The sequence below is a fragment of the Nonomuraea sp. NPDC049655 genome, assembly GCF_044465465.1.
In the GTDB taxonomy this organism is placed as follows: domain Bacteria; phylum Actinomycetota; class Actinomycetes; order Streptosporangiales; family Streptosporangiaceae; genus Nonomuraea.
Genome location: NZ_JBITLS010000002.1, coordinates 287,160 through 307,633, shown reverse-complemented (window position 1 = coordinate 307,633; position 20,474 = coordinate 287,160). Strand labels below are relative to the sequence as shown.

General features: G+C 75.0%; 10 protein-coding genes. 4 read left to right on the top strand and 6 right to left on the bottom strand.

The window, feature by feature from the left end; translation table 11 throughout:
- Window positions 1-56: 56 nt before the first annotated feature.
- From ACIBQ6_RS06690 to ACIBQ6_RS06680, 3 genes are read right to left on the bottom strand one after another with little or no spacing between them, the layout of a single operon-like run.
- Window positions 57-1,052: a threonine/serine dehydratase gene (locus tag ACIBQ6_RS06690; RefSeq protein WP_397210552.1), complete on the bottom strand. Its 996-nt coding sequence runs from the start codon at window positions 1,050-1,052 to the stop codon at window positions 57-59.
- A complete protein-coding gene (locus ACIBQ6_RS06685) occupies window positions 1,049-9,244 on the bottom strand; it encodes an amino acid adenylation domain-containing protein (RefSeq protein ID WP_397210551.1) in 8,196 nt (2,731 codons plus the stop codon). The genes ACIBQ6_RS06690 and ACIBQ6_RS06685 overlap by 4 nt, the downstream gene beginning before the upstream one ends.
- A complete protein-coding gene (locus ACIBQ6_RS06680) occupies window positions 9,241-13,986 on the bottom strand; it encodes an amino acid adenylation domain-containing protein (RefSeq protein ID WP_397210550.1) in 4,746 nt (1,581 codons plus the stop codon). The genes ACIBQ6_RS06685 and ACIBQ6_RS06680 overlap by 4 nt, the downstream gene beginning before the upstream one ends.
- 659 nt (window positions 13,987-14,645) lie before the next feature.
- Here ACIBQ6_RS06680 and ACIBQ6_RS06675 point away from each other — a divergent pair.
- Window positions 14,646-14,909, top strand: coding sequence for a hypothetical protein (locus ACIBQ6_RS06675; protein ID WP_397210549.1), 264 nt, complete (start codon window positions 14,646-14,648; stop codon window positions 14,907-14,909).
- Here the strand turns inward: ACIBQ6_RS06675 and ACIBQ6_RS06670 are convergent, their stop codons facing one another.
- Together ACIBQ6_RS06670 and ACIBQ6_RS06665 are read right to left on the bottom strand one after the other, a co-directional pair.
- Window positions 14,910-15,149, bottom strand: a complete 240-nt coding sequence (locus tag ACIBQ6_RS06670; protein ID WP_397210548.1) for a hypothetical protein — start codon at window positions 15,147-15,149, stop codon at window positions 14,910-14,912.
- 29 nt (window positions 15,150-15,178) lie between these two features.
- Window positions 15,179-15,958 (bottom strand): L,D-transpeptidase, encoded by a 780-nt coding sequence (locus ACIBQ6_RS06665; RefSeq protein WP_397210547.1) that lies wholly within the window; start codon window positions 15,956-15,958, stop codon window positions 15,179-15,181.
- Between the two features lie 90 nt (window positions 15,959-16,048).
- Here ACIBQ6_RS06665 and ACIBQ6_RS06660 point away from each other — a divergent pair, with 90 nt between their 5' ends.
- From ACIBQ6_RS06660 to ACIBQ6_RS06650, 3 genes are read left to right on the top strand one after another with little or no spacing between them, the layout of a single operon-like run.
- A complete protein-coding gene (locus tag ACIBQ6_RS06660) occupies window positions 16,049-16,732 on the top strand; it encodes a response regulator transcription factor (protein WP_397210546.1) in 684 nt (227 codons plus the stop codon).
- Entirely contained in the window at window positions 16,729-18,504 is a 1,776-nt protein-coding gene (locus tag ACIBQ6_RS06655; protein ID WP_397210545.1) for a sensor histidine kinase, read from the top strand. Before ACIBQ6_RS06660 ends, ACIBQ6_RS06655 begins: the two co-directional genes overlap by 4 nt.
- Window positions 18,505-18,535: 31 nt before the next feature.
- Window positions 18,536-19,750, top strand: a complete 1,215-nt coding sequence (locus ACIBQ6_RS06650) for an ROK family protein (RefSeq protein WP_397210544.1) — start codon at window positions 18,536-18,538, stop codon at window positions 19,748-19,750.
- Between the two features lie 87 nt (window positions 19,751-19,837).
- On the opposite strand, the gene ACIBQ6_RS06645 is transcribed toward ACIBQ6_RS06650, so the two are convergent.
- The gene (locus ACIBQ6_RS06645) at window positions 19,838-20,056 is read right to left on the bottom strand and encodes a hypothetical protein (protein ID WP_358301313.1); all 219 of its coding nucleotides are present in this window, start codon (window positions 20,054-20,056) and stop codon (window positions 19,838-19,840) included.
- Between the last annotated feature and the right edge of the window lie 418 nt (window positions 20,057-20,474).

Sequence of the window (20,474 nt, the reverse complement as noted above, 5' to 3'; positions counted from 1 at the left end):
GCTGTGGTGACGGCGCTCGCGGGCGCCGCCACCACAGCCGTTGGCTCTGGCGTGGATCAGGTGCTTCGTGCCAGTGGCTCCTGGCTGGTTTCCGGGGTGATCGCGACGTTGCCGCCGGAGAGGACCGCGACGACCGGCCCCGGCGGCAGGTGCGCCTGGTGGGTGAGGTAGGCGGCGGTGGCCACCGCGCCGCTGGGTTCGGCGCGTTCCCCCAGCTCCCGGTGGAGCAGGCCGGCGGCGGCGTCGATGGCGTCCTCGGTCACGGTCACCATGTCGTCCACGTACCGGTGGATGTGCTCCCAGGCCAGGGCGCCCAGCACCGGCGCGCGCAGGCCGTCGGCCCGCGTGCGGTAGGTCAGCTCCACCGGCCACGCCGTGCGCGTGCCCGACCGGAAGCTGGCCGTCCCGTCGGCGGCCAGCTCGGGCTCGACGCCGATCACCCGGATCGCCGGGTCGGCGGCCTTGACCGCCACCGCGATCCCGGCCAGCAGGCCGCCGTTGCAGACGGGCACCAGGACGGTCCCCGCGTCCGGCAGGTCCAGGCAGATCTCGGTCCCGGCGCTGCCGTGCCCGGCGATGACGTCGAACGCGTCGGAGCCGATCACCGTCGCGCCGAACCGGTCGGCCAGCGCCAGGCACGCCTCCTCCCGCAGCGCGGGCGGGACGATCACCACCTCCGCGCCGAGCCGGCGCGCGGCGCTGACCTTCAGCTCGGGCGCCGTGTCCGGCAGGACGACGGTCGCCCGCACCCCGTGTTCGGCGGCGGCGTAGGCGATGGCCTGGGCGTGGTTGCCCGACGACTGCGCCACCACGTGCCGGACGCCGCGCCCGGCCAGCCGGCCCACGGCGTTGGCCGCGCCGCGCACCTTGAAGGAGCGGGTGGGCTGCCGGTTCTCCGGCTTGACCCAGAGCCGTTCGCCGGGCAGCCGCAGCAGCGGCGTGCGCCGGACGTACGGCGCGATGCGGTCACCGGCCGCCCGGACGTCGGCCGCGGTGACCAGCCGCGCGCCCGCCGTCCCCTCCGATTCCATGGGCTCAGCACTCTCGCTCATGCGCTCAGCACCCTCTCCTGGATGGCGTCCAGGTCGGCCGCGGCCTCCGAGGGCGGGGCGGCGTCCGGGACGAGGTCCTCCAGGTGGTGCAGCGGCCGGTGCCGGAGCCCCAGCAGCCCCCACAGCACCAGGAACACGCCGCTGGCCAGCAGCACCACCCCGGCGCCCCCGCCGGGCCCGCCGGCGAACCGTCCGGCCCAGTCCGCCAGCGGGCCGGCGGAGAGGAAGCCGATCGGCTGCATGGCCGTGGCGATCATGATGTTCACCGCGAGCACCCGCCCCTGCAGCTCCGGCCCCACCTTGACCTGGATGATCGACAGCCAGTGCGCGTTGCCGATGCTCATGCACGCCAGCCGGACGAACAACCCGGCCGCGACCAGCCACACGACCGGCCACACGCCCATCAGCACCACGCCGATCCCGGACCCGACGACGAAACCGATCATGCCGGTCGCCCGTCGCCGGGTGCCGCCCCACACCAGCACCACGCCGGTGCCCACGGCCGCGCCGACGCCGCCGACGGCGGTCACCGCGCCGAGGTCGGCCGAGTCGCCGATGGCCAGCACGACCGGGGTGACCAGCACCCACATCAGCGCGGTGCAGAAGTTCACCACCGCGAAGTAGAGCGCCATCACCATCAGCGGACGCCGCCGGCGCAGGAACCGCCACCCGCCGGTGAGCGCCGCCGTGAACGTCTCCTCGCGCCGGTGGAACAGCCGGTCGGGGAAGCGCACCAGCAGCAGCGTCAGCACGCCGACCGCGAACGTGGCCACGTCCACGGCCACCACCGCCGACAGCCCGAACAGGCCGATCAGCGCGCCGCCCGCGAGCGGCGCGACCACGTTGCCCGCGCCGAAGCCCACGTTGGCCAGCGCGTTGGCCTGCGGCAGGTACGGTTTGGGCACCAGCTGCGCGATCGCCGCCAGCCAGGCGGGCTGCTGGAACGCCGACACGACCGAGGTCACGCCCACGATGAGGCAGACGTTCCAGAACTCCAGCCGATCGGTGGTCAGCAGCAGCACCAGAGCCACCATGGCGATCCCGGACAGCGCGTCGCAGGCCAGCATGATCTTGCGCCGGTCCACCCGGTCGGCCAGCGCGCCGCCCAGCGGGGTGAGCAGCACGGCCGGGATCTGCGCCAGCATCGTGATCAGCGCGAGGTCCAGGATCTCGCCGCTGCGCTGGTAGGCCCACACGCCGAGCGCGAACGAGCTCAGCGCCGTGCCCAGCGCCGAGACGATCTGACCGCCCGCGACGGTGTAGAAGGACCCCAGTCTGGTGCGTTCGGGCGGGCGCACCGGATCGGGCAGCGTTCCGGCCGCCCAGCGGGTCAGGTGCGCCAGCACGACGGCGGCCAGCGGCTCGGCCTGGTGACGCAGGAAGTAGTGGCCGGCCCTGGGCAGCACGGCCCGCTCCACCCGCGGCGCGAACGCCGCCCACTCGGTGTAGCGCTCCTCGTGCAGCTCGGTGGCGCGGTCGCGTTCCCCGACCAGGCTCAGGATCGGGGCGCGCAGCGGCGTGCCCTCGCCGGCCAGCTCCTGGCCGAACCACTCCTGCGCCTGGTCGGCGTCGTGCCGCATGGCCCGTACGGCGGTGCGTTTGGCGGCCTCGTCCATGTCGTCGAGCAGCCCGCCGGAGGCGCGCAGCGCGTCGCGGAACATCCGGTCGGACACCCAGCGGTCGCCGCCGAACAGCCGCCTGACCATTCCGGGCAGCCGCGCGGCCGGGAAGCTGGCGGCGGCGATCACGCCCAGCACGGGCACGCCGTCGGCCTCCAGCTTGCGCGCGAGCGCGACGGCGGGCGCGGAGCCCACGCAGTGGCCGTAGATCGCGACCGGGCCGGACGCGGTCGCCGCCACTTCGGCGGCCAGCACGTCCACCAGCTCCGCCAGGGGCAGCGGCAGCTCGTCGGGTCTGGCGGGGTCGTGGCCGGGCAGCTCGGCGGAGAGCACCTCGACCCGGTCACCCAGCGCCTGGGCCAGCGGCTGGTAGACCGCCGCCGACCCGCCGCCGTACGGCACGCACACCAGCGTGAATTCGCCGGCTCGGCCGCCGCCCAAGCGGTGCAGGAGCCCGCCGCCGCCCTCCTGGCCGAGGAAGGCGGCCAGCTGGGCGACGGTGGGCCGGGTGAACAGGTCGATCACGCGCAGCCCGCGGCCGATCTCCTTGACCGCGCGGACCGCGGCGAAGGAGTCGCCGCCGAGGGCGAAGAAGTCGTCGCCCGCGCCGACCCGCTCGACGCCGAGCACCCGGGCGAAGGCCCCGGCGACCAGCTCCTCGTTCGGTGTCGAGGGCGCCGCGTACGCGGCCTGCTCGGCCACCGGCTCGGGCAGGGCGGCCCGGTCGATCTTCCCGTTCGGGTTGAGCGGAAGCCGGTCGAGGGCGACGACGTGCGCCGGGACCATGTAGTCGGGCAGCCGTTCACGCAGCGCCGAGCGCACGGCCGCGGCCTCCACGGTCGCGGGCGTCACCCACGCGGCGAGCTGCCTGGCCTTGCCCTCGCCGACGGGCAGCACCACGGCCTCGGCGACCTGGGGCAGCGCCCGCAGCGCGGTGGTGACCTCACCCAGTTCGACCCGGTAGCCGCGGACCTTGACCTGGTCGTCGACCCGGCCGCGGAACTCGATCTGTCCGTCGGTGGTGAGGCGCAGCAGGTCGCCGCTGCGGTAGCAGCGGTCCTGCCCGGTCAGCGGGTCGGGGACGAACCGTTCGGCGGTCAGCTCGGGCCGGCCGATGTAGCCGCGGGTCACCCCGGGGCCGCCGACGACCAGCTCGCCGGGCACGCCGGGCGGCACCGGCCGCATTGCGGCGTCCACCAGGTGGCCGTACACGCCGGGCAGCGGACGGCCCAGCGGCACGATGCCGGTCCGCCGGTCGGCGGGGATCTCCTCGGTGTCGCACACCAGGCAGATCATCGTGGACTCGGTGTGGCCGTAATGGCTCTGGATCCTGAGCTCGGGCCGGGCGGCGCGGGCCCGCTCCACCAGGTCCCACGGGCATGCCTCGCCCGCCAGGATCAGCAGCCGGCGCGGCAGCACGGCGGCCAGGTCGCCGCCCGAGGCCAGCAGCTCCAGGTGGCTGGGGACGCACTTGACGACGTCCACCCGGTGCTCGGCCAGGTAACCGGCGAACGCGGCCGGGTCCATCGCGGTCTCGCGCGGCACCAGGTGCACCGTCCCGCCCGTGGTCAGCGCACCGAACACGCAGGTCAGACCGAAATCGGCGGCCGGCGTGGAGACCACCGCGAACGAGCCGCCGGGCACGCCGATGCGCGGCAGCATGCCGCCCAGGTAGTTCAGGACGCCGCCGTGCTCGGCGGCCACCGCCTTGGGCGTGCCGGTGGAGCCGGAGGTGAAGATGACGTGGTGCAGGTGCTCCGGCAGCACGTCCACCCGGGGCCGGGTGTCCGGCAGGGACGGCGGCCGGTCCAGCGTCAGCACCTGCCTGCCGTCCCCGATCAGGGGCGCGAACTCGCTCACCGTCACCACGGCGCGCACCCCGGCGGCCTTCAGCATCGCGGCGATCCGCGCCGCCGGGTACGCCGGGTCCATCGGCAGGTAGCCGCCGCCCGACTTCTGGATGCCGAACAACGCGCACGCCAGGTCCGCGCCCGGCTCCAGCAGCACGCCGACCGGCTCGTCGGCGCTCACCCCGGCGTCCAGCAGCCAGTGGGCGATCCGGTTGGCGGCCGCCTCCAGCTCCGCGTAGGTCAGGGCGCGGTCGGCGCCCACCACGGCCGGCGCGCCGGGGGCCTCGTCCACCCAGCGTTCGATCAGGTGGTGCACCGCCCCGGCGGGCGGCTCCGGCGGCGGCCCGCCGGCCAGCGCCGGGCCGGTCACCGGCTCCAGCGGCACCGCGCCCACCGGCGTGTCCAGGTCGGCGAGCAGCCCGTCGAGCAGGGCGGCGTACCAGCGGGTCAGCTTGGCCGCGGTGCCCGGTTCGAACAGGTCGGTCCGGTAGGCGAGCCCGCCGCGCAGCGGCGCGCCCGGCCCGTCGTCCACGACGTGCCAGCTCAGGTCGAACTTGGTGGTCAGCTCCGGCAGGTGGATCTCGGACGCCTCCAGGCCGGGCAGTTCCGCCCCGGCCACGCCGGGGACGTAGTTGAGCATCACCTGGAACAGCGGCGTGGCCGCCAGGTTCCGCTCCGGCCGCAGCCGGTCCACCACCCGGTCGAACGGCGTGCCCGCGTGCGCGAGCGCGCCCAGCGCGGACTCCCGCGCGTGGGCCAGCAGGTCGCGCCCGGTCGGGTCGCCGCCCACGTCGGTCCGCACGACCACGGTGTTGAGGAAGCAGCCCACCACGCCTTCGGTGTCCGGGTGGTCGCGGCCGGAGACCGGCACGCCGACCGCGATGTCCGCGCTCGCCGACAGCCGGGCCAGCAGCGCCTGCAACCCGGCCAGCAGCACGATGAACGGCGTGGACCGGTAGGCGGCGGCCACCGTCCTGATCCGCTCGCTCAGCTCCGCCGGGAGCTCCAGGTCCAGCGCGGCTCCGCCCGGGTCGGGCACCGCGGGGCGCGGCCGGTCCGTGGGCAGGTCGAGCACCGGCGGCAGGCCGTCCAGGTGCCCGGCCCACCAGTCCAGGTCGGCCGGGTCGGGGACGGGCGACACCTCGGCGTACTGCGCCGGGGGCGGGTCGAGCGGCGGGCGCAGGCCGAGGCGGGCGGCGTACAGGCCGGACAGCTCCGACAGCAGCAGCCCGCGCGTCCACGCGTCGGTGGCGATGTGGTGGAAGGTGAGGGAGAGCACGTGCTCGTCGTCGTCCCCAGGATCGCCGACGGCGAGCAGCACCGCCCGCATCGGCGGCTCCCGGTCCAGTGCGAACGGCGTCGCCAGGTGCCCGGCCAGCACGTCCTCGACCTCGGACCGGTCCACGCGCGCGGTGGAGACGGGCACCTCGGCGGCGTCCCGCACCACCATCACCGGCTCGGGGCCGGAGTCGTCGACCACGCCGCGCAGCACGTGGTGCCGCTCGGCCAGGTCACGCACCGCGTCCAGCAGCGCCTCCGCGCGCAGCGGGCCGCGCAGCCGCAGCGCCACCGGCACGTTGTAGGCGCTGCTGTCCGGTTCGAGCTGCGCCAGGAACCACAGCCTGGCCTGCACCCCGGACAGCGGCACCGGCCCGTCGGCCGGCGCGCGCCGCACCCGCGCCGCAGAGGCCGGACGGGGCAGCGCGGCGGCCAGGTCGGCCAGCACCGGGTGCTCGAACAGCAGCCGCACCGGCACCGCCGCGCCCAGCCGGTCCCGCAGCCGCCCGGCCACCCGGGTCGCCGCGAACGAGTGCCCGCCGAGGGCGAAGAAGTCGTCGTCCGCCCACACCTCGGCGAGTTCGAGCACGTCGGCCCAGACCTCGCCGACCAGGCGCTCGGCGGGCGTGCCCAGCGGCACCCGCACCGCGGGCCCCGCCTCGGGCACGGGCAGCGCCGCCCGGTCCACCTTGCCGTTCGGGGTGAGCGGCAACGCCTCCAGCACGCCGATCGCGGCCGGCACCATGTAGTCGGGCAGCCGCTCGCGCAGCGCCGAGCGTACCTGCGCCACGTCCACCGTCGCGGGCGTCACCCAGGCGGCCAGACGGCGCTCCAGGCCGTCGCCGACCGGCTGCACGTACGCCTCCGCGACCTGCGGCAGGGCCCGCAACGCCGCGGCGACCTCGCCCAGCTCGACGCGGAAGCCGCGCACCTTCACCTGGTCGTCGATCCGCCCCAGGAACTCGATCAGCCCGTCCCCGGTCACCCGGACCCGGTCGCCGGTGCGGTACCAGCCGCCGGTGAAACGCTCCGCGGTGAGGTCGGGGCGGCCCAGGTAGCCGCGGGCCACGCTCGGGCCGCCGATCCACAGCTCGCCGGGCACGCCGGGCGGCAACGCCCGTCCGGACGGGTCGGCCACCCGGCACACCACGTCGGCCAGCGGCCGGCCCAGCGGCGCCCGGCCCGGCCCCAGCTCGGCCAGGGCCTGGCCGGCGTCGCAGGCCAGCACCGACACCGTGGTCTCGGTGGGGCCGTAGTGGATCTGCACCTCCAGGTCCGGTCGCGCCGCCCGGACCCGCGCGACCAGGTCCGCCGGCACCGCCTCGCCGGCCAGGATCAGCAGCTTGCGGGGCAGGGCGGCCGTGCCGAGGAGTTCGAGCTGGCTGGGCACCATCTTGATCGCGTCCACCGGGTGCGCCGCCAGGCGAGCGGCGAACGCGGCCGGGTCGGTGGCCGTCTCGTGGTCGATCAGGTGGAGCGTGGCGCCCGTGGTCAGCGCGCACCACAGGTTCGTCATGCCGAGGTCGGCGGCGGCGGTGGAGACCAGCGCGAACGACGTCATCCCCGCGGGGACGACCTCGGCCACCGCGCCGAGGTAGTGCGTGATGTGCCGGTGCTCGACCGCGACGCCCTTCGGCCGTCCGGTCGAGCCCGAGGTGTAGATCACGTACGCAAGGTGCTCCGGCCGCACCGCCACGCCGGGACGCTCGCCGGACGCCTCCGCCGCGGCGGCGAGCTCGGCGCCGGTGAGCACGATCCGCGCTCCGGCGTCGGCCACCACCGCCTGGTTGCGCCGCTCCGGGTAGACCGGGTCGAGCGGCAGGTAGGCGGCGCCCGCCTTGAGCACGCCGAGCACGGCCACCACCAGCTCGGGCCGCCGCTCCAGCAGCACGCCGACCGGCTCCTGCGGCCGTACCCCGCTCTCCAGCAGCCAGTGGGCCACCTGGTTGGCGCGGCGGTCCAGCTCGGCGTAGCTGAGCGAGCCGACCGCGACCGCGTCGGGGCGGGCGTCGGCCATCCGCTCGACCAGCGTGTGCAGCGGCACGTCCACGGGCAGGCCGGCGTCCCGGCCGCGCAGGTCGTCGCCGGCCGGCAGCCGCACCGGCGCGTCCGGGTCGGTGAGCATGCCGTCCAGCAGCTCCAGGTACCAGCCGGCCAGCCGGCGCACGGTGGCCTCGTCGAACAGGTCGGTGCGGAAGCGTAACTCGCCCGAGAAACGGGTGCCGTCGTCGCCGAGTTCCAGGTTCAGGTCGAACTTGGCGGTCGGCGCGGGCGGCGTCCCGGCCTCGACCGTCAGCCCCGGCAGCGACAGCGGCGCGCCGGTGTCGTAGACGTTGAGCATCACCTGGAACAGCGGCGTGACCGCGAGGTTCCGCTCCGGCTGCAACCGCTCCACGACCCGCTCGAACGGCGTGCCGGCGTGCGCGAACGCGTCCAGCGCCGCCGTGCGCGCCCGTGCCAGCAGCTCGGCGCCGGTCGGGTCGCCCGCGGTGTCGCCGCGCACCACCAGCGTGTTGATGAAACAGCCGACGACCCGCTCGGCGTCGGGGTGGTGGCGGCCCGCGTGCGGCACGCCGACGGCGATGTCGTCCACGCCGGACAGGCGGCTCAGCAACGCCTGCAACCCGGCCAGGAACACCATGAACGGCGACGTCCCGGCCACCGCGCGCACCTTCGCCGACAACGCCTCGGGCACCTCCACCGCGACCGCCGCCCCCTCCCACGTGGGGACGGCCGGGCGCGGGCGGGCGAGCGGCAGGTCGAGCACCGGCGGCAGGCCCGCCAGGTGAGCGGCCCACCAGTCGAGGTCGGCGTCGGGCCGCCCGGCCTCCCACGCGGCCACGTCCGCGTACTGCAGGGCCGGGGGAGCGGGGGGCGGCTCCAGGCCGAGGCGGGCGGCGTACAGGTGGGCGAGATCGTCCAGCAGCACGCGCTCCGACCAGGCGTCGGTGGCGATGTGGTGCAGGGTGAGCGCGAGCACGCACTCCTCGTCGCCGAGCCGGTAGAGCGTGGCCCGCAGGGGCGGCTCGGCGTCCAGCCGGAACGGCCGCCAGGCGTGGTCGGCCAGCTCCCGCTCCAGCTCCGCCGGGGCGGCGTTCACCATGTCGACCACGGGCACCGGCACGGCGGCGACGGGCCGCACGCGCCCGTCCTCGATGACGCCGCGCAGGATCCAGTGCCGCCCGGCCAGGTCCGCCACCGCGCCGGTGAGGGCGGCGACGTCCACCGGGCCGCGCAGCCGCAGCGTCAGCGGCACGTTGTAGGCGGGCGTGCCGGGTTCGAGCTGGGCCAGGAACCACAGCCGCTCCTGCGCCGGCGACAGCGGCATGTCCGCGGCCGACGTCGCCGGGATCCGGGGGACGGCGGCCTGCTCCTTCTGCTTCAGGGCGGCGGCGAGCCTGGACCGGACGAGTTCGGCGATCCGGTCCTCACGTACCTCGGTCATCCCTCGTTCCCCTCCATCAGGTCGGCGGCCAGCAGTTCCTCCAGCGCGGCGGCGAAGTCGGCCAGCACCGGCCGGTCGAACACCAACCGCACGGGCACGGTGACCTGCAACATCTCGCGCAGGCGGGCGGCCACCCTGGTCGCGGCGAACGAGGCTCCGCCGAGGGCGAAGAAGTCGTCGCCGGCCCAGACCTCGGGCCGTTCGAGCACCTCGGCCCAGACGGCGGCCACCAGGAGCTCGGCCTCGGTGGCCGGTTCGACCCGCGCCGGGGCCGGGCCGGCGTCCGGCTCGGGCAGCGCGTGGCGGTCCACCTTGCCGCTGGGCAGCGTGGGCAGGGCCGGCAGCGCGACCCAGCGGCGCGGCACCATGTGGCCGGGCAGCCGGGACCGGGCGTGCCGCTCGACCGCGGCCAGGTCCGCCGTCTCCGGCGCGACGTAGCCGACCAGGTGGGCCTGCGCGTCCGTGCCCGCCACGGTCACCGCGGCCTCGGCGACCTCGCGCAGCACGGCCTCGATCTCGCCCAGCTCGATCCGGTAACCGCGGACCTTCACCTGGTGGTCGCGGCGGCCGTGGAACTCCAGCGTCCCGTCCGGCCGTCGGCGCGCCAGGTCGCCGGTGCGGTAGCAGCGGCCGTCCGGCGTGAACGGGTCGGCCACGAAGGCGGCCGCGGTCAGGTCCGGACGGCCCCGGTATCCGCGGGCCACCCCGGCGCCGCCCAGCAGCAGCTCGCCGACCGCGCCCGGCGGCACCAGCCGTAGCCGCGCGTCGACCACGTACGCCCGCTCGCCCGGCATCGGCGAGCCGATCGGCACCCGGTCGCCCTCGTGCACGCGCACCCGGTGCAGCATGGAGGTGACGGTGGTCTCGGTGGGCCCGTAGGCGTTCCACAACTCGCCGACGCGCAGCAGGATCTGCTCGGCCAGCGCCGGGTCCAGCGCCTCCCCGCCGGCGACGGCGCGCAGCGCGGGGTCACCCGCCCAGCCCGCCGCGATCAGCATCCGGTACGCGGTCGGCACCAGGTCGATCACCGTGGCCGCGCTGGTGGTGATCAGCTCCGCCAGCGCGTGCCCGTCGGTGGCCGTGGCCCTGTCCACCACCACCGACGTGCCGCCGGCGGCCAGGACGCTCCACAGCTCGGAGGCGGAGACGTCGAAGCTCAGCGGCGCGACCGCGGGCTGCACGTCGGCCGGGCCGAGGCGGAGCGTCGAGATCATCCCGGCCACGAGGGCGGCCAGGGCGCCGTGGGTGACCTCGACCCCCTTGGGGGCGCCGGTGGAGCCGGAGGTGTAGGTGACGTACGCCAGGTCCTCGGCGCGCACCTCGGGAAGGTCCGCGCGGGAGCCCGCCGCGAGCCGGTCCACGTCGAGCGTCACCGGCCCGTCCTCGCCGGGCGCCGTCTCCAGGGGCGTCCCGCCGCGGGTGAGGACCACGCGGGCGCCGGCGTCCGCGGCCAGCAGACGCAGCCGCTCGGCCGGGTGTTCCGGGTCCAGCGGCAGGTACGCCGCCCCCGCACGCCACACGCCCAGCAGCGCCGCGGGCAACATCTCGTCCCGCGGCACGTGCACGCCGACCACGTCGCCGCGCGACACCCCGTGCGCCAGCAGCCCGGCCGCGATCCGGTCGGCGCGGTCGTTCAGCTCGGCGTGGCTCAGGGCGACGCCGTCCGGGCCGACCACCGCCGTGCCCGCCGCGCCACCCGCGTTCGCCGCGAGCGACAGCGGCACCGGGGGCAGGTCGTCCGGCAGCCGGGGTCCGGCCGCGCGGGCCAGCAGCGCGGCGCGTTCGTCCGGGGTGACCGGCTCGAACGTGGCGATCGCCAGATCCGGCTCGGCCACCACGCGCCGCAGCAGCCACAGCAGCCGGTCCAGGTACGCCCCGGCCGCCTCCCGGCCGAGCAGCGCGACCGCGTACTCCAGGTGCAGCTCGGCGCCGGCGGCCGTGCGGTTGACGAGCACGCTGAACTCGTGCACCGCCGCGCCCGGGCCGACCTCGGTCAGCAGTTCCAGGCAACCGGCGCGCACCGGCACCTCGGCGTGCTGCATGGCCAGCAGCACCGGGGCACGGGGCACGTCCGCGGGCGGGACCTCCTGGTGGACCAGCGCCCGCGTGGCGGCCTGCCCCGCCTGCCGGACCAGGTCGCGGAAGGTCGGCGCGGCGTCCGGCCGCAGCCGCACCGGCACCGTGTCGATCAGCGGCCCGACGACCCGGGCCAGCTCCGGCCGGGCGCGCCGCGCCGCGACCATGCCGACCAGCGTGTCGGGCTCCCCGGCGGCCAGGGCGAGCGCGGCCAGGTACACCGCGTACGGGGTCGCGCCGCACGCGCGGGCCAGCGCGGCCACGCCGTCCGTGAACTCCTCGGTGAGCGGCCTGATCACCCGGCACGTCGTCAGGTCGCCGGGCGGCGGCCCCGCCACCGGCGCCCCCGCCAGCTCGCCGCGCCAGAACTCCCGCAGCCGCGCGAGGTCGGGCCGGTCCTCCTGCTCGCGCACCGCCACGTCGCCGAGCTGCACCGCCGGCTCGGGGACGGGCTCGCCCGCCAGCTCGGCGGCCAGCTCGTCCATCAGCACGCCGGTCGAACCGCCGTCGAAGGCGATGTGGTCCGTCACGAGCACCAGCTCGGCCACGCCCTCTCCGACGGGGCACAGGCTCGCGCGCAGCAACGGCACCTCGGTCGTCACGTCGAACACGTGCTCCACCGCCGCCCGGGCCACCTTCACCGGGTCCGCGCCCGCCGGATGCTCGACCAGGGGAACGGCGACGGGCGGGTGCACGACCGCGTACGGGACGCCGTCCTCGCCGACGGAGATCGTGCTGCGCAGGGCCTCGTGCCGGCGCAGGACCGCGTCCAGCGCCCGGCGCAGCGGCGCGCTCCCGCTCAGGCCGCGCACGCGCAGCCGGATCGACACGGTGGTGACCGGGCTGTGCGGGTGGAGCTGGCGCAGCGTCCAGAACTCGCGTTGCGCGGCGGTGAGCGGGTGCCGGGTCCGGCCGGTCCGCCGCACCGGAGCCGATCCCGGCTCGCGCAGGCGCGCCGCCAGCCCGGCCGCTGTCGGCTCGGTCAGGAACGTCGCCAGCGGCACGGTGTGACCGAGCCGCCGGGACAGCTCGGTCACCACCCGGGCGGCGGCCAGCGAGTGCCCGCCCAGGTCGGCGAACCGGTCGTGCACGCCCACCTCCGGCAGGCCCAGCACGTCCGCGATCACCTCGGCCACCTGGCGCTCGTCGTCCGTCCGGGGCGCGACCGGCGCCGCGCTCCCCGTCCGGGCGGCGCCCAGCTTGGGCAGGGCCGCGCGGTCCACCTTGCCGGTGGGGGCGATCGGCAGGTCGCCGGTCACGCCGATCCTGGCCGGGACCAGGTGGTCGGGCAGCCGGTCACGCAGCCAGTCGCGCAGCTCGGGCTCGGTCACGCCGGAGGCGGCCACGTGCGCGACGAGGTAGGCGATGCCGTCGTCGTCGGTGTGCGCCAGGACGACGGCGCGGCGCACCGCGGGATGGCGGTCCAGCGCCGACTCGACCTCGCCCAGCTCCACCCGGTAGCCGCGGATCTTGACCTGGTCGTCGGCGCGGCCCACGTAGCGCAGCTCGCCGTCCACCCGCCGGACCAGGTCGCCGGTGCGGTAGACGCGGGTGCCGTCCGGGTCGGTGCCGAACGCCTGCGAGTCGTGGCCCAGGTAGCCGCGGGTCACGTTCGGGCCGCCGATCCACAACTCGCCGACCTCTCCCTCGGGGACCGGGTTGCCGGCGGCGTCGCGCACGCTGAGCAGCGCGTTCGCCATCGGCCCGCCCAGCGGCGGGTCGCCCTGGTGGTCGCGGCTGACTTCGAACAGGGTGGAGCCGGTGGTGCACTCGGTGGGGCCGTACATGTTGAGCACGCGGCGCACGCCGGGGTTGGCGTACACGCGCGCGACCAGCGCGGCGGTCAGCCGCTCGCCGCCGGACAGCACCATGCGCACGCCGTCCGGCAGCGGCTCGCGCAGCAGCACCGACAGCGCGGACGGGACGCCGAAGACCGTGCGCACCTCGTCGCGGGCCGGCAGCGTCGGCAGCGCCAGCACGTTGTCCGCCATGATCACGGTCCCGCCGGCGAACAGCGGCGTGAAGATCTGGGTGATCGAGGCGTCGAAGCAGATGGAGGAGCCGGCGAGCATGCCGCTCAGCTCCTCGGCGGTGTAGGCGGACGCCTCCCAGCGCACCAGGTTCAGGGTGTTGCGGTGCTCCACGACCACGCCCTTGGGACGGCCGGTGGAGCCGGAGGTGTAGATCACGTACGCGGCGTCGCCCGGCTCGCCGGGCACCTGCGGCCCGTGCGCGGCGGGCGTCACGTCGTCGACGAGCACGGTGTCCGCGCCGGTCGGCGCCGCGGTCTCGCGCCGCGCCGCCGAGGTGACCACCGCGGTCATGGCGGCGTCCTCGGCCATGAAACGTAAGCGCTCGGCCGGGTAGGCCGGGTCCAGCGGCACGTAGGCCGCGCCCGCCTTGAGCACCCCGATCAGCGCGGGCACCAGCCACTCGTCGCGGTCGAGGCAGATGCCCACCAGGTCGCCGCGTCCCACACCTCGCGCGGCCAGGGCGTTGGCGATCCCGTTGGCCCTGCGGTCGAGCTCGGCGTAGGTCATCCGGCTCGTGCCCGCGACGACGGCGAGGCGATCGGGTGTCCGCCGGCACTGCGCCTCCAGGGCCTCGTGGAGGCGTCCCGGCGAGTCGATGGGAGGGCGGTTCGCGCCCGTCACATCCGTAGTCATGTGTCCTCTTTCCAGCAAAGGTCAAACGTGCCCGGGTGGGCGGTATGGAACAGCCCGTTCCTCGGGACGGCACGCGGGCCCGGGCGAGGTCGTCGCTGGGCGCGTGGGGTCGTGCGGGGTCGTGCGGGCGGTTCAGTGTCGCGCGGTCGGCGGGTGCGGCGGGGGGCATTCGCGGCAAATGTCATGTTCTGCGGTTACGTGCTCCTTTCGCCCATGGTCGTCCGCGCAACAGCATCGGTGACCCGGCTTGCCGCTGACTTGGAACCTGCCATGATCTTGCTTGCAGGAGGGCGCGTCATCGGCCGGTGGGGCGGGACGGCTCGGCGGGCGGTCAGCGACGTCCCGGCGCCCGGCGTCGGCCGGAGCGCGCGAACCTCCTGGACCGGCGACAGGCAGACCCCGGGCTCCGGACATGGGCGAGGAGTGCGGCCTTCTCGCCACTGCTCCGGAACGCCACACCGACATGATCCTCTTCGCCGGGGAGGTCCCGCAAACGGGGTCGAAGGGCAGGAAAGAGGGCGAAATGTAAGGGAGCCGTTGACATCCGGAGAAGGGTTCTCGTCAACCCCGCGCAACAGAAGGCGCGGACGGGCAAGCACATCCGTCGCGGGACCTCACGGGACGGTGAGGTCGGGAGCCGCGGCGGGAAAGGCCCTGGGGTGTTGGCGCAGAGGAGGGCTCGAAAGAAGAAGGCCCCCGCCGGGGTCGGGCCCCGGCGGGGGACGGGCGGCGTCACGGACGCCGTGGTGTGCGTGCTCAGGGACGGCGTCACGGACGCCGTGGTGTGCGTGGTCAAGGACGGCGTGGCCGCCCGCACGCGGCGCCGCGGCGTCCGGGCCCTGCTCCTGCCCGTGATGGCCAGGCCGCCGACGCGGCCGACGGGCAGGAGAGGACGGACGTCACGCGGCGGCGACGGGTCGTGATCAGCCGGTGTACCGCGGCTTGACGGCGACCGGCTCCCTCGGCCCCGCCGTCTGCTCCACCGTGGGCCGGCCTTCGGCGGGCACCGGGGAGGGCGCCGCGGAGGGGCCCGCGGCGGGCACTGCGGCGGGCACTGCGGCGGGCTTCGCGGGCTCGGCCGAGGCCGTCCCCGAGAGCCCGGCGAGGCCCGCCGCGAGCGCCAGCGCCGCGACGCCGCCGACCAGCATGGTTCTGATCTTCATAGGGTTCCTCTCATCCTTCGAACAGGGCCTCAGCCCTTGACGACGACCGGTGTGCCGATCGCCAGGTTCTTCGCCATCCAGGTGATGTCGTCGTTGCTGACCCGGACGCAGCCGTGGCTGGCCCGCGTGCCGATGGCGGACGGCTTGTTCGTCCCGTGGATCGCCAGCTGGCCGGGGCCGCCGGCGAAGCTCTTCAGCACCGGCGAGAAGCCGCTCAGCCCGAAGGCGTACGCGCCGTAGGCCCCGCCGTCGCCGGTGGGCCTCACCAGCTCGGTGAAGAAGTAGCGGCCCGGCGGCGTCGGCGTCCCGGCCTCGCCGGTCGCGACCTTGCCCGTCCTGACCGGCCGGTCGCCGTCGTAGACGGTGAAGCGGAACGCCCCGCGGTCGATCTCCACGCGGTGGGAGGTCTCCGCGAGCGTCACGTCGGCGGCCCTGATCCAGCCCTTGCTGCCGTTGGGCCGGATCGGCAGCAGCACCTGGAGCCAGTCGCCCTCGTCGCGTTCCACCAGGAAGACGCGGGTCGCGCCGTAGTCGTTGGGGCTGGTGATCGTCCTCTGGGCCGCGCCCTGTCTGTCCCGGTAGATCGTGATCCGGGCCCCCTTGACGCTCGCGATCTTCGATCCGGCGCCGCCCGCCGACTCGGTGCGCGCGATGGTGCCCGCCGTCGTGCCCGCCGTCGTGCCCGCCGTGGTGCCCGCCGTGGTGCTCGCGGGGTCGGGTCGTACGGCGCTGCCTGCGCTGCCCGCGCAGCCCGCCGACAGGAGGGCGAGTGCCGTCGCCGCGGCCGTACGAAGCAGGTTGGTTCTCACCCGGCGCAGCCTGGCGGCAGAATGTGTGGAACCTGTTTGCCTGTCATGCGGATCCCGTATGCACTCGCGCAGTGCGCATAACCTCGGGCCATGTGCGCGTACGTGCTGGTCGCCGAGGACGACCCCAAGCAGGCCGAACTGCTCAGGCGCTACCTGGAGCGCGAGGGCCACGAGGTCCGCGTCGTGCACGACGGACGTTCGGCGATCGACGAGGCCCGGCAGGGGGACCCCGCCCTCGTGCTGCTCGACGTGATGATGCCGAAGGTCGACGGCCTGGACGTCTGCCGGGTGCTGCGCGCCGAGTCCGACCTGCCGATCCTGATGCTGACCGCCCGGTCCACCGAGGACGACCTGCTGCTCGGGCTCGACCTCGGCGCCGACGACTACATGACCAAGCCGTACAGCCCGCGCGAGCTGATGGCCCGCGTGCGCACGCTGCTGCGCCGCACCGGCCGGGCGCCGGGGACCGGCCGGCTGTTCCGGGCGGGCGACCTGGTCGTCGACCCGGTCAGGCACACCGTCACCGTGGCGGGCACGCCGGTCGACTGCACGCTCGCCGAGTTCCGGATCGTCGAGACGCTGGCCGCCGAGCCGGAACGGGTGTTCACCAGGAAGCAGCTGCTGGAGCGCGTCCACGGCTTCGACCGGTTCATCACCGAACGCACGGTCGACGTGCACGTGATGAACCTGCGCAAGAAGATCGAGCCCGACCCGCGCCGCCCGTCCCGGCTGCTGACCGTGTACGGCGTCGGCTACAAGCTGACCCAGGCATGAGGTCGCTGTTCGTCAGGCTGCTCACCAGCTCGGCCGTCGTGGCGGTCTGCTCGATCACGGCGACGGCGTGGCTGGCCGCCAACAGCACCTCCGGCGCGATCCAGCGCGAGCAGGGCCAGACGCTGGCCAGCGACGCCCAGATCAACAACAGCCTGCTCGGTTACGCCTCCCGCCATCCCGACTGGTCCGGCGTCGCCGCCACCGTACGCGACCTCGCCGCCGCCAACAGCCGCCGCGTCGCGCTGACCACGGAGAAGGGCGCCCTCATCGCGGACTCGGCGGCCGCCGGGACCCCGCTGCCCGCCCGGGTGTCGGCCGTCGTCGATCCGCTGGCCGTGGACGTGACCCTGGTGCCGGGGGCGGCCGAGGACCGCATCGATCCGCGCGCGGTGGGCCCCTTCCTGCTGCCCGACCGTGACCGGGCCCGGCTGGGGAAGGCCGCCGACGCCTACGCCGCCTGCATGAGACGCACCGGGCAGCCCGTCCGGACGACCGTCTCCCACACCGGCCGGCCCTCCGTGACGACGACCGGCGAGGGCGTCCCGCAGGAGCCGAGCCCGGCCCCGGCGGTGACGGCTCCCTGCGACGCGGTCACCTTCAACACGCCGACGCGCACCGAGAGGGCCGCGTTGAAGCAGCTCAACCTGCTGGTCGGCAGATGCCTGAAGGGCAAGGGCGCGGAACGCGGCTCGGTCGGCCTCGACCTCACCTGGGTTCCCAAGGAGAAGCGGCCGGCGTCCTCGGAGGCCGAGCCCGGCCAGACGATCTCGTCCTGCATCGTCGCCGCCCGCAAGGAACAGCTCGACCCCTACGTCGCCCCCGCCGCCTACCTGTACATCGGATCCCCGGCCGAGGCCGCCGGCCCGCGCATCCCGCTGCCTTCGATCGCCGGCGCCGCCCTCCTCGTGCTCGTGCTGACCGTCGGCGTCAGCGTCATGGCGGCCAGGCGCCTGGTCGGCCCGGTCAACGCGCTCACCCACGCCGCCCGGCGGATGCGCGACGGGGACAGCTCCGCCCGCGTCCAGGTCAGGACGACCGGCGAGATCAGCGAGCTGGCCACGGCGTTCAACGAGATGTCCGAGCACCTCCAGCGCATGGAGGAGCAGCGCAAGGCCATGGTCAGCGACGTCTCCCACGAGCTGCGCACCCCGCTGAGCAACCTCAGGGGCTGGCTGGAGGCGGCACAGGACGGCGTCGCCGAGCTGGACCCCGCGCTGATCGCCTCCCTGGTCGAGGAGCTCCTGCTGCTGCAGCACATCGTGGACGACCTCCAGGACCTCGCCCTCGCCGACGCGGGCAAGCTGCGCCTGCACCTCGAACCCGTGCACCTCGGCGACCTCCTCGACCAGGTGGCCACCGCCCACCGAGGCCGCGCCGAGGCCGCCGGGCTCACCCTGACCACCGGCATCGTCGGCGCCCCCATCCTGACCGCCGACCCCGTACGACTGCGCCAGGCCATAGGGAACCTCGTCACCAACTCCCTGCGCTACACGCCGGCCGGCGGGCACATCACGCTGGCCGCCCGCCAGGACGGCGACCACGTGGCCATCGAGGTGACCGACACGGGGATCGGCATCCGCGCCGAGCACCTGCCGCACGTCTTCGACCGGTTCTGGCGGGCGGAGAAGTCCCGCAACCGCCGCACCGGCGGCAGCGGCCTCGGCCTCGCGATCGTCCGCGACCTGGCCGAGGCGCACGGCGGCACCGCCACGGCCGCCAGCACCCCGGGCGTCCGCACCACCTTCTCCTTGCGCCTTCCGGCACGACCGTGATCCTGTGAGGACACGTCCTAGGGTGACGGGGATGACGGGATCGGCGGTGGGCGTGCGCACGCAGGAGCAGATGCGGCAGCGGAACCTGAGCGAGGTGCTGCGGCGCGTCCACAACGAGGGGGCGGTGTCACGCGCCGCGCTCGGCCGCCGGATGGGCCTCAACCGCAGCACCATCATGGACCTGACCGCCGAACTCGCCGCGGCCGGGCTCGTCCGCGAGGGCGTGCCGGCCGGGCGGGGGCGGGCGGGGCGGCCGTCCATCGTCGTCATGCCCGAGCAGGGCACGGTGTACGGGCTGGCGTTCGACGTCGCCGTGGACCGGCTGGTCGCGGCCCGCGTCGGGCTGGGCGGCCGGGTCCTCGACCGCAGGGAGGCCGTCCGCGCCCGCGCCGGGGTCGACCTGGAGGACGTCGTCGGGGTCCTGGCCGCGTTCGGCCGCGAGCTGGTCGCCGGGGCCGGGCCGGGCTCGTTGTGCGTGGGGGTGGGCGCCTCGTACTGCGGGCTGATCAGGCGGACCGACGGCACCGTGCGGTACGGGCCGCACCTCGGCTGGGTGGACCAGGCGTTCGGCGCGGAACTCGGCGCCGGGCTCGGCCTCGGGCTGCCCGTCGAGGTGGGCAACGAGGCGCACATGGGGGCGATCGCCGAGCACGTGCGCGGCGCGGGACGAGACGCCGACAACCTCGTCTACCTGCACGGGGACGTCGGCGTCGGCGGCGGGATCATCGTCGGCGGCGAACTCCTGGACGGCGACACGGGCTACGGCTGCGAACTCGGGCACATGCTGGTCAACCCGTTCGACGGCCGGCCCTGTCTGTGCGGGTCGCGCGGCTGCCTGGAGGCCGAGGTGGGGGAGGAGGCGCTGCTCGACTACGCGGGACGGTCCGGCGACCTCGTCGGCCGCGACGGCATCCGGTCCGTCGTCGCCCTCGCCCGCGCCGGTGACGCCAGGGCGCGGGACGCCCTCGACCGCGTCGGCGACTGGCTCGGCGTCGGCGTCGTCAACCTCATCAACCTGTTCAACCCGGCGCTCGTGGTCTTCGGCGGGATGCTGCGCGACGTCTATCCGGGCGCCGAGTCGCGCGTCCGTGCCCGGATCGACGCGCACGTGCTGCCGGTGTCGCGGGAACGGGTCCGCCTGGCCGTGACGGCCCTGGGCGACGACACCACGCTCGCCGGAGCCGCCGAACTCGCCTTCGCCGGCCTCCTGGACAACCCCCTCACCACCTTGGCGGCCCTTCGCTGAGGCGGCCGTCCGGCGTCCGTCGATCGCGGCGGGCGCACGCGCCCCCGGTTCGATCCGCGGGCCCGGGGGGGCGTGCGTCTCACGGGGTCAGGCGTAGAGGAAGTAGTAGCTGTACTTGCTCTCCCACTGGCATGAATAGTCGTCCCACCAGTTCTGGTCGATGCCCTTGGTGCCGATCCGCTCGCACTCCGCGTGCTCCCTGAAGACGCCCGCCAGTTTCTCGGCGTTCGCCGGGGCGGCGCCGATCGTCAGCGACACTCCAAGGACCATGACGGCCGAGACGAGAACAGCGCGTGCCTTTCGCATTCGTCCTCCTGCGACTGGGGAGATCATGTCGGTGGACATTATCACTCACGGCTCCGGTGGGATTGTCGCGGCGGAATCACCGGCTGACAGGTCATGAAACTTTCATCGGCGTGAAAGACGCCGTGGGGGTGTATCCGACCGGCTGTGCATGCCATGGATGATCTGGGGCCGTCTCCGCGCCTTACAGCCCCAAAGTACGATTTATGCCGCTTTCCCGTTCTAAGAGAAACGAAACTTCGAAAACTTTGACCATCGTCGCGTAGGTGTCATATCGTCTCCCCGCCCATATCGATGTGAGCCGCGACACTCGAACAGGACGTTGTTCTCACAGGCGCTACAGGTCGGCGTGCTCATCACGGCCGCCCTGCCATCGAACGAGACACGGACGGCCACCCGGGGAAGCGGCGACCATCCGACC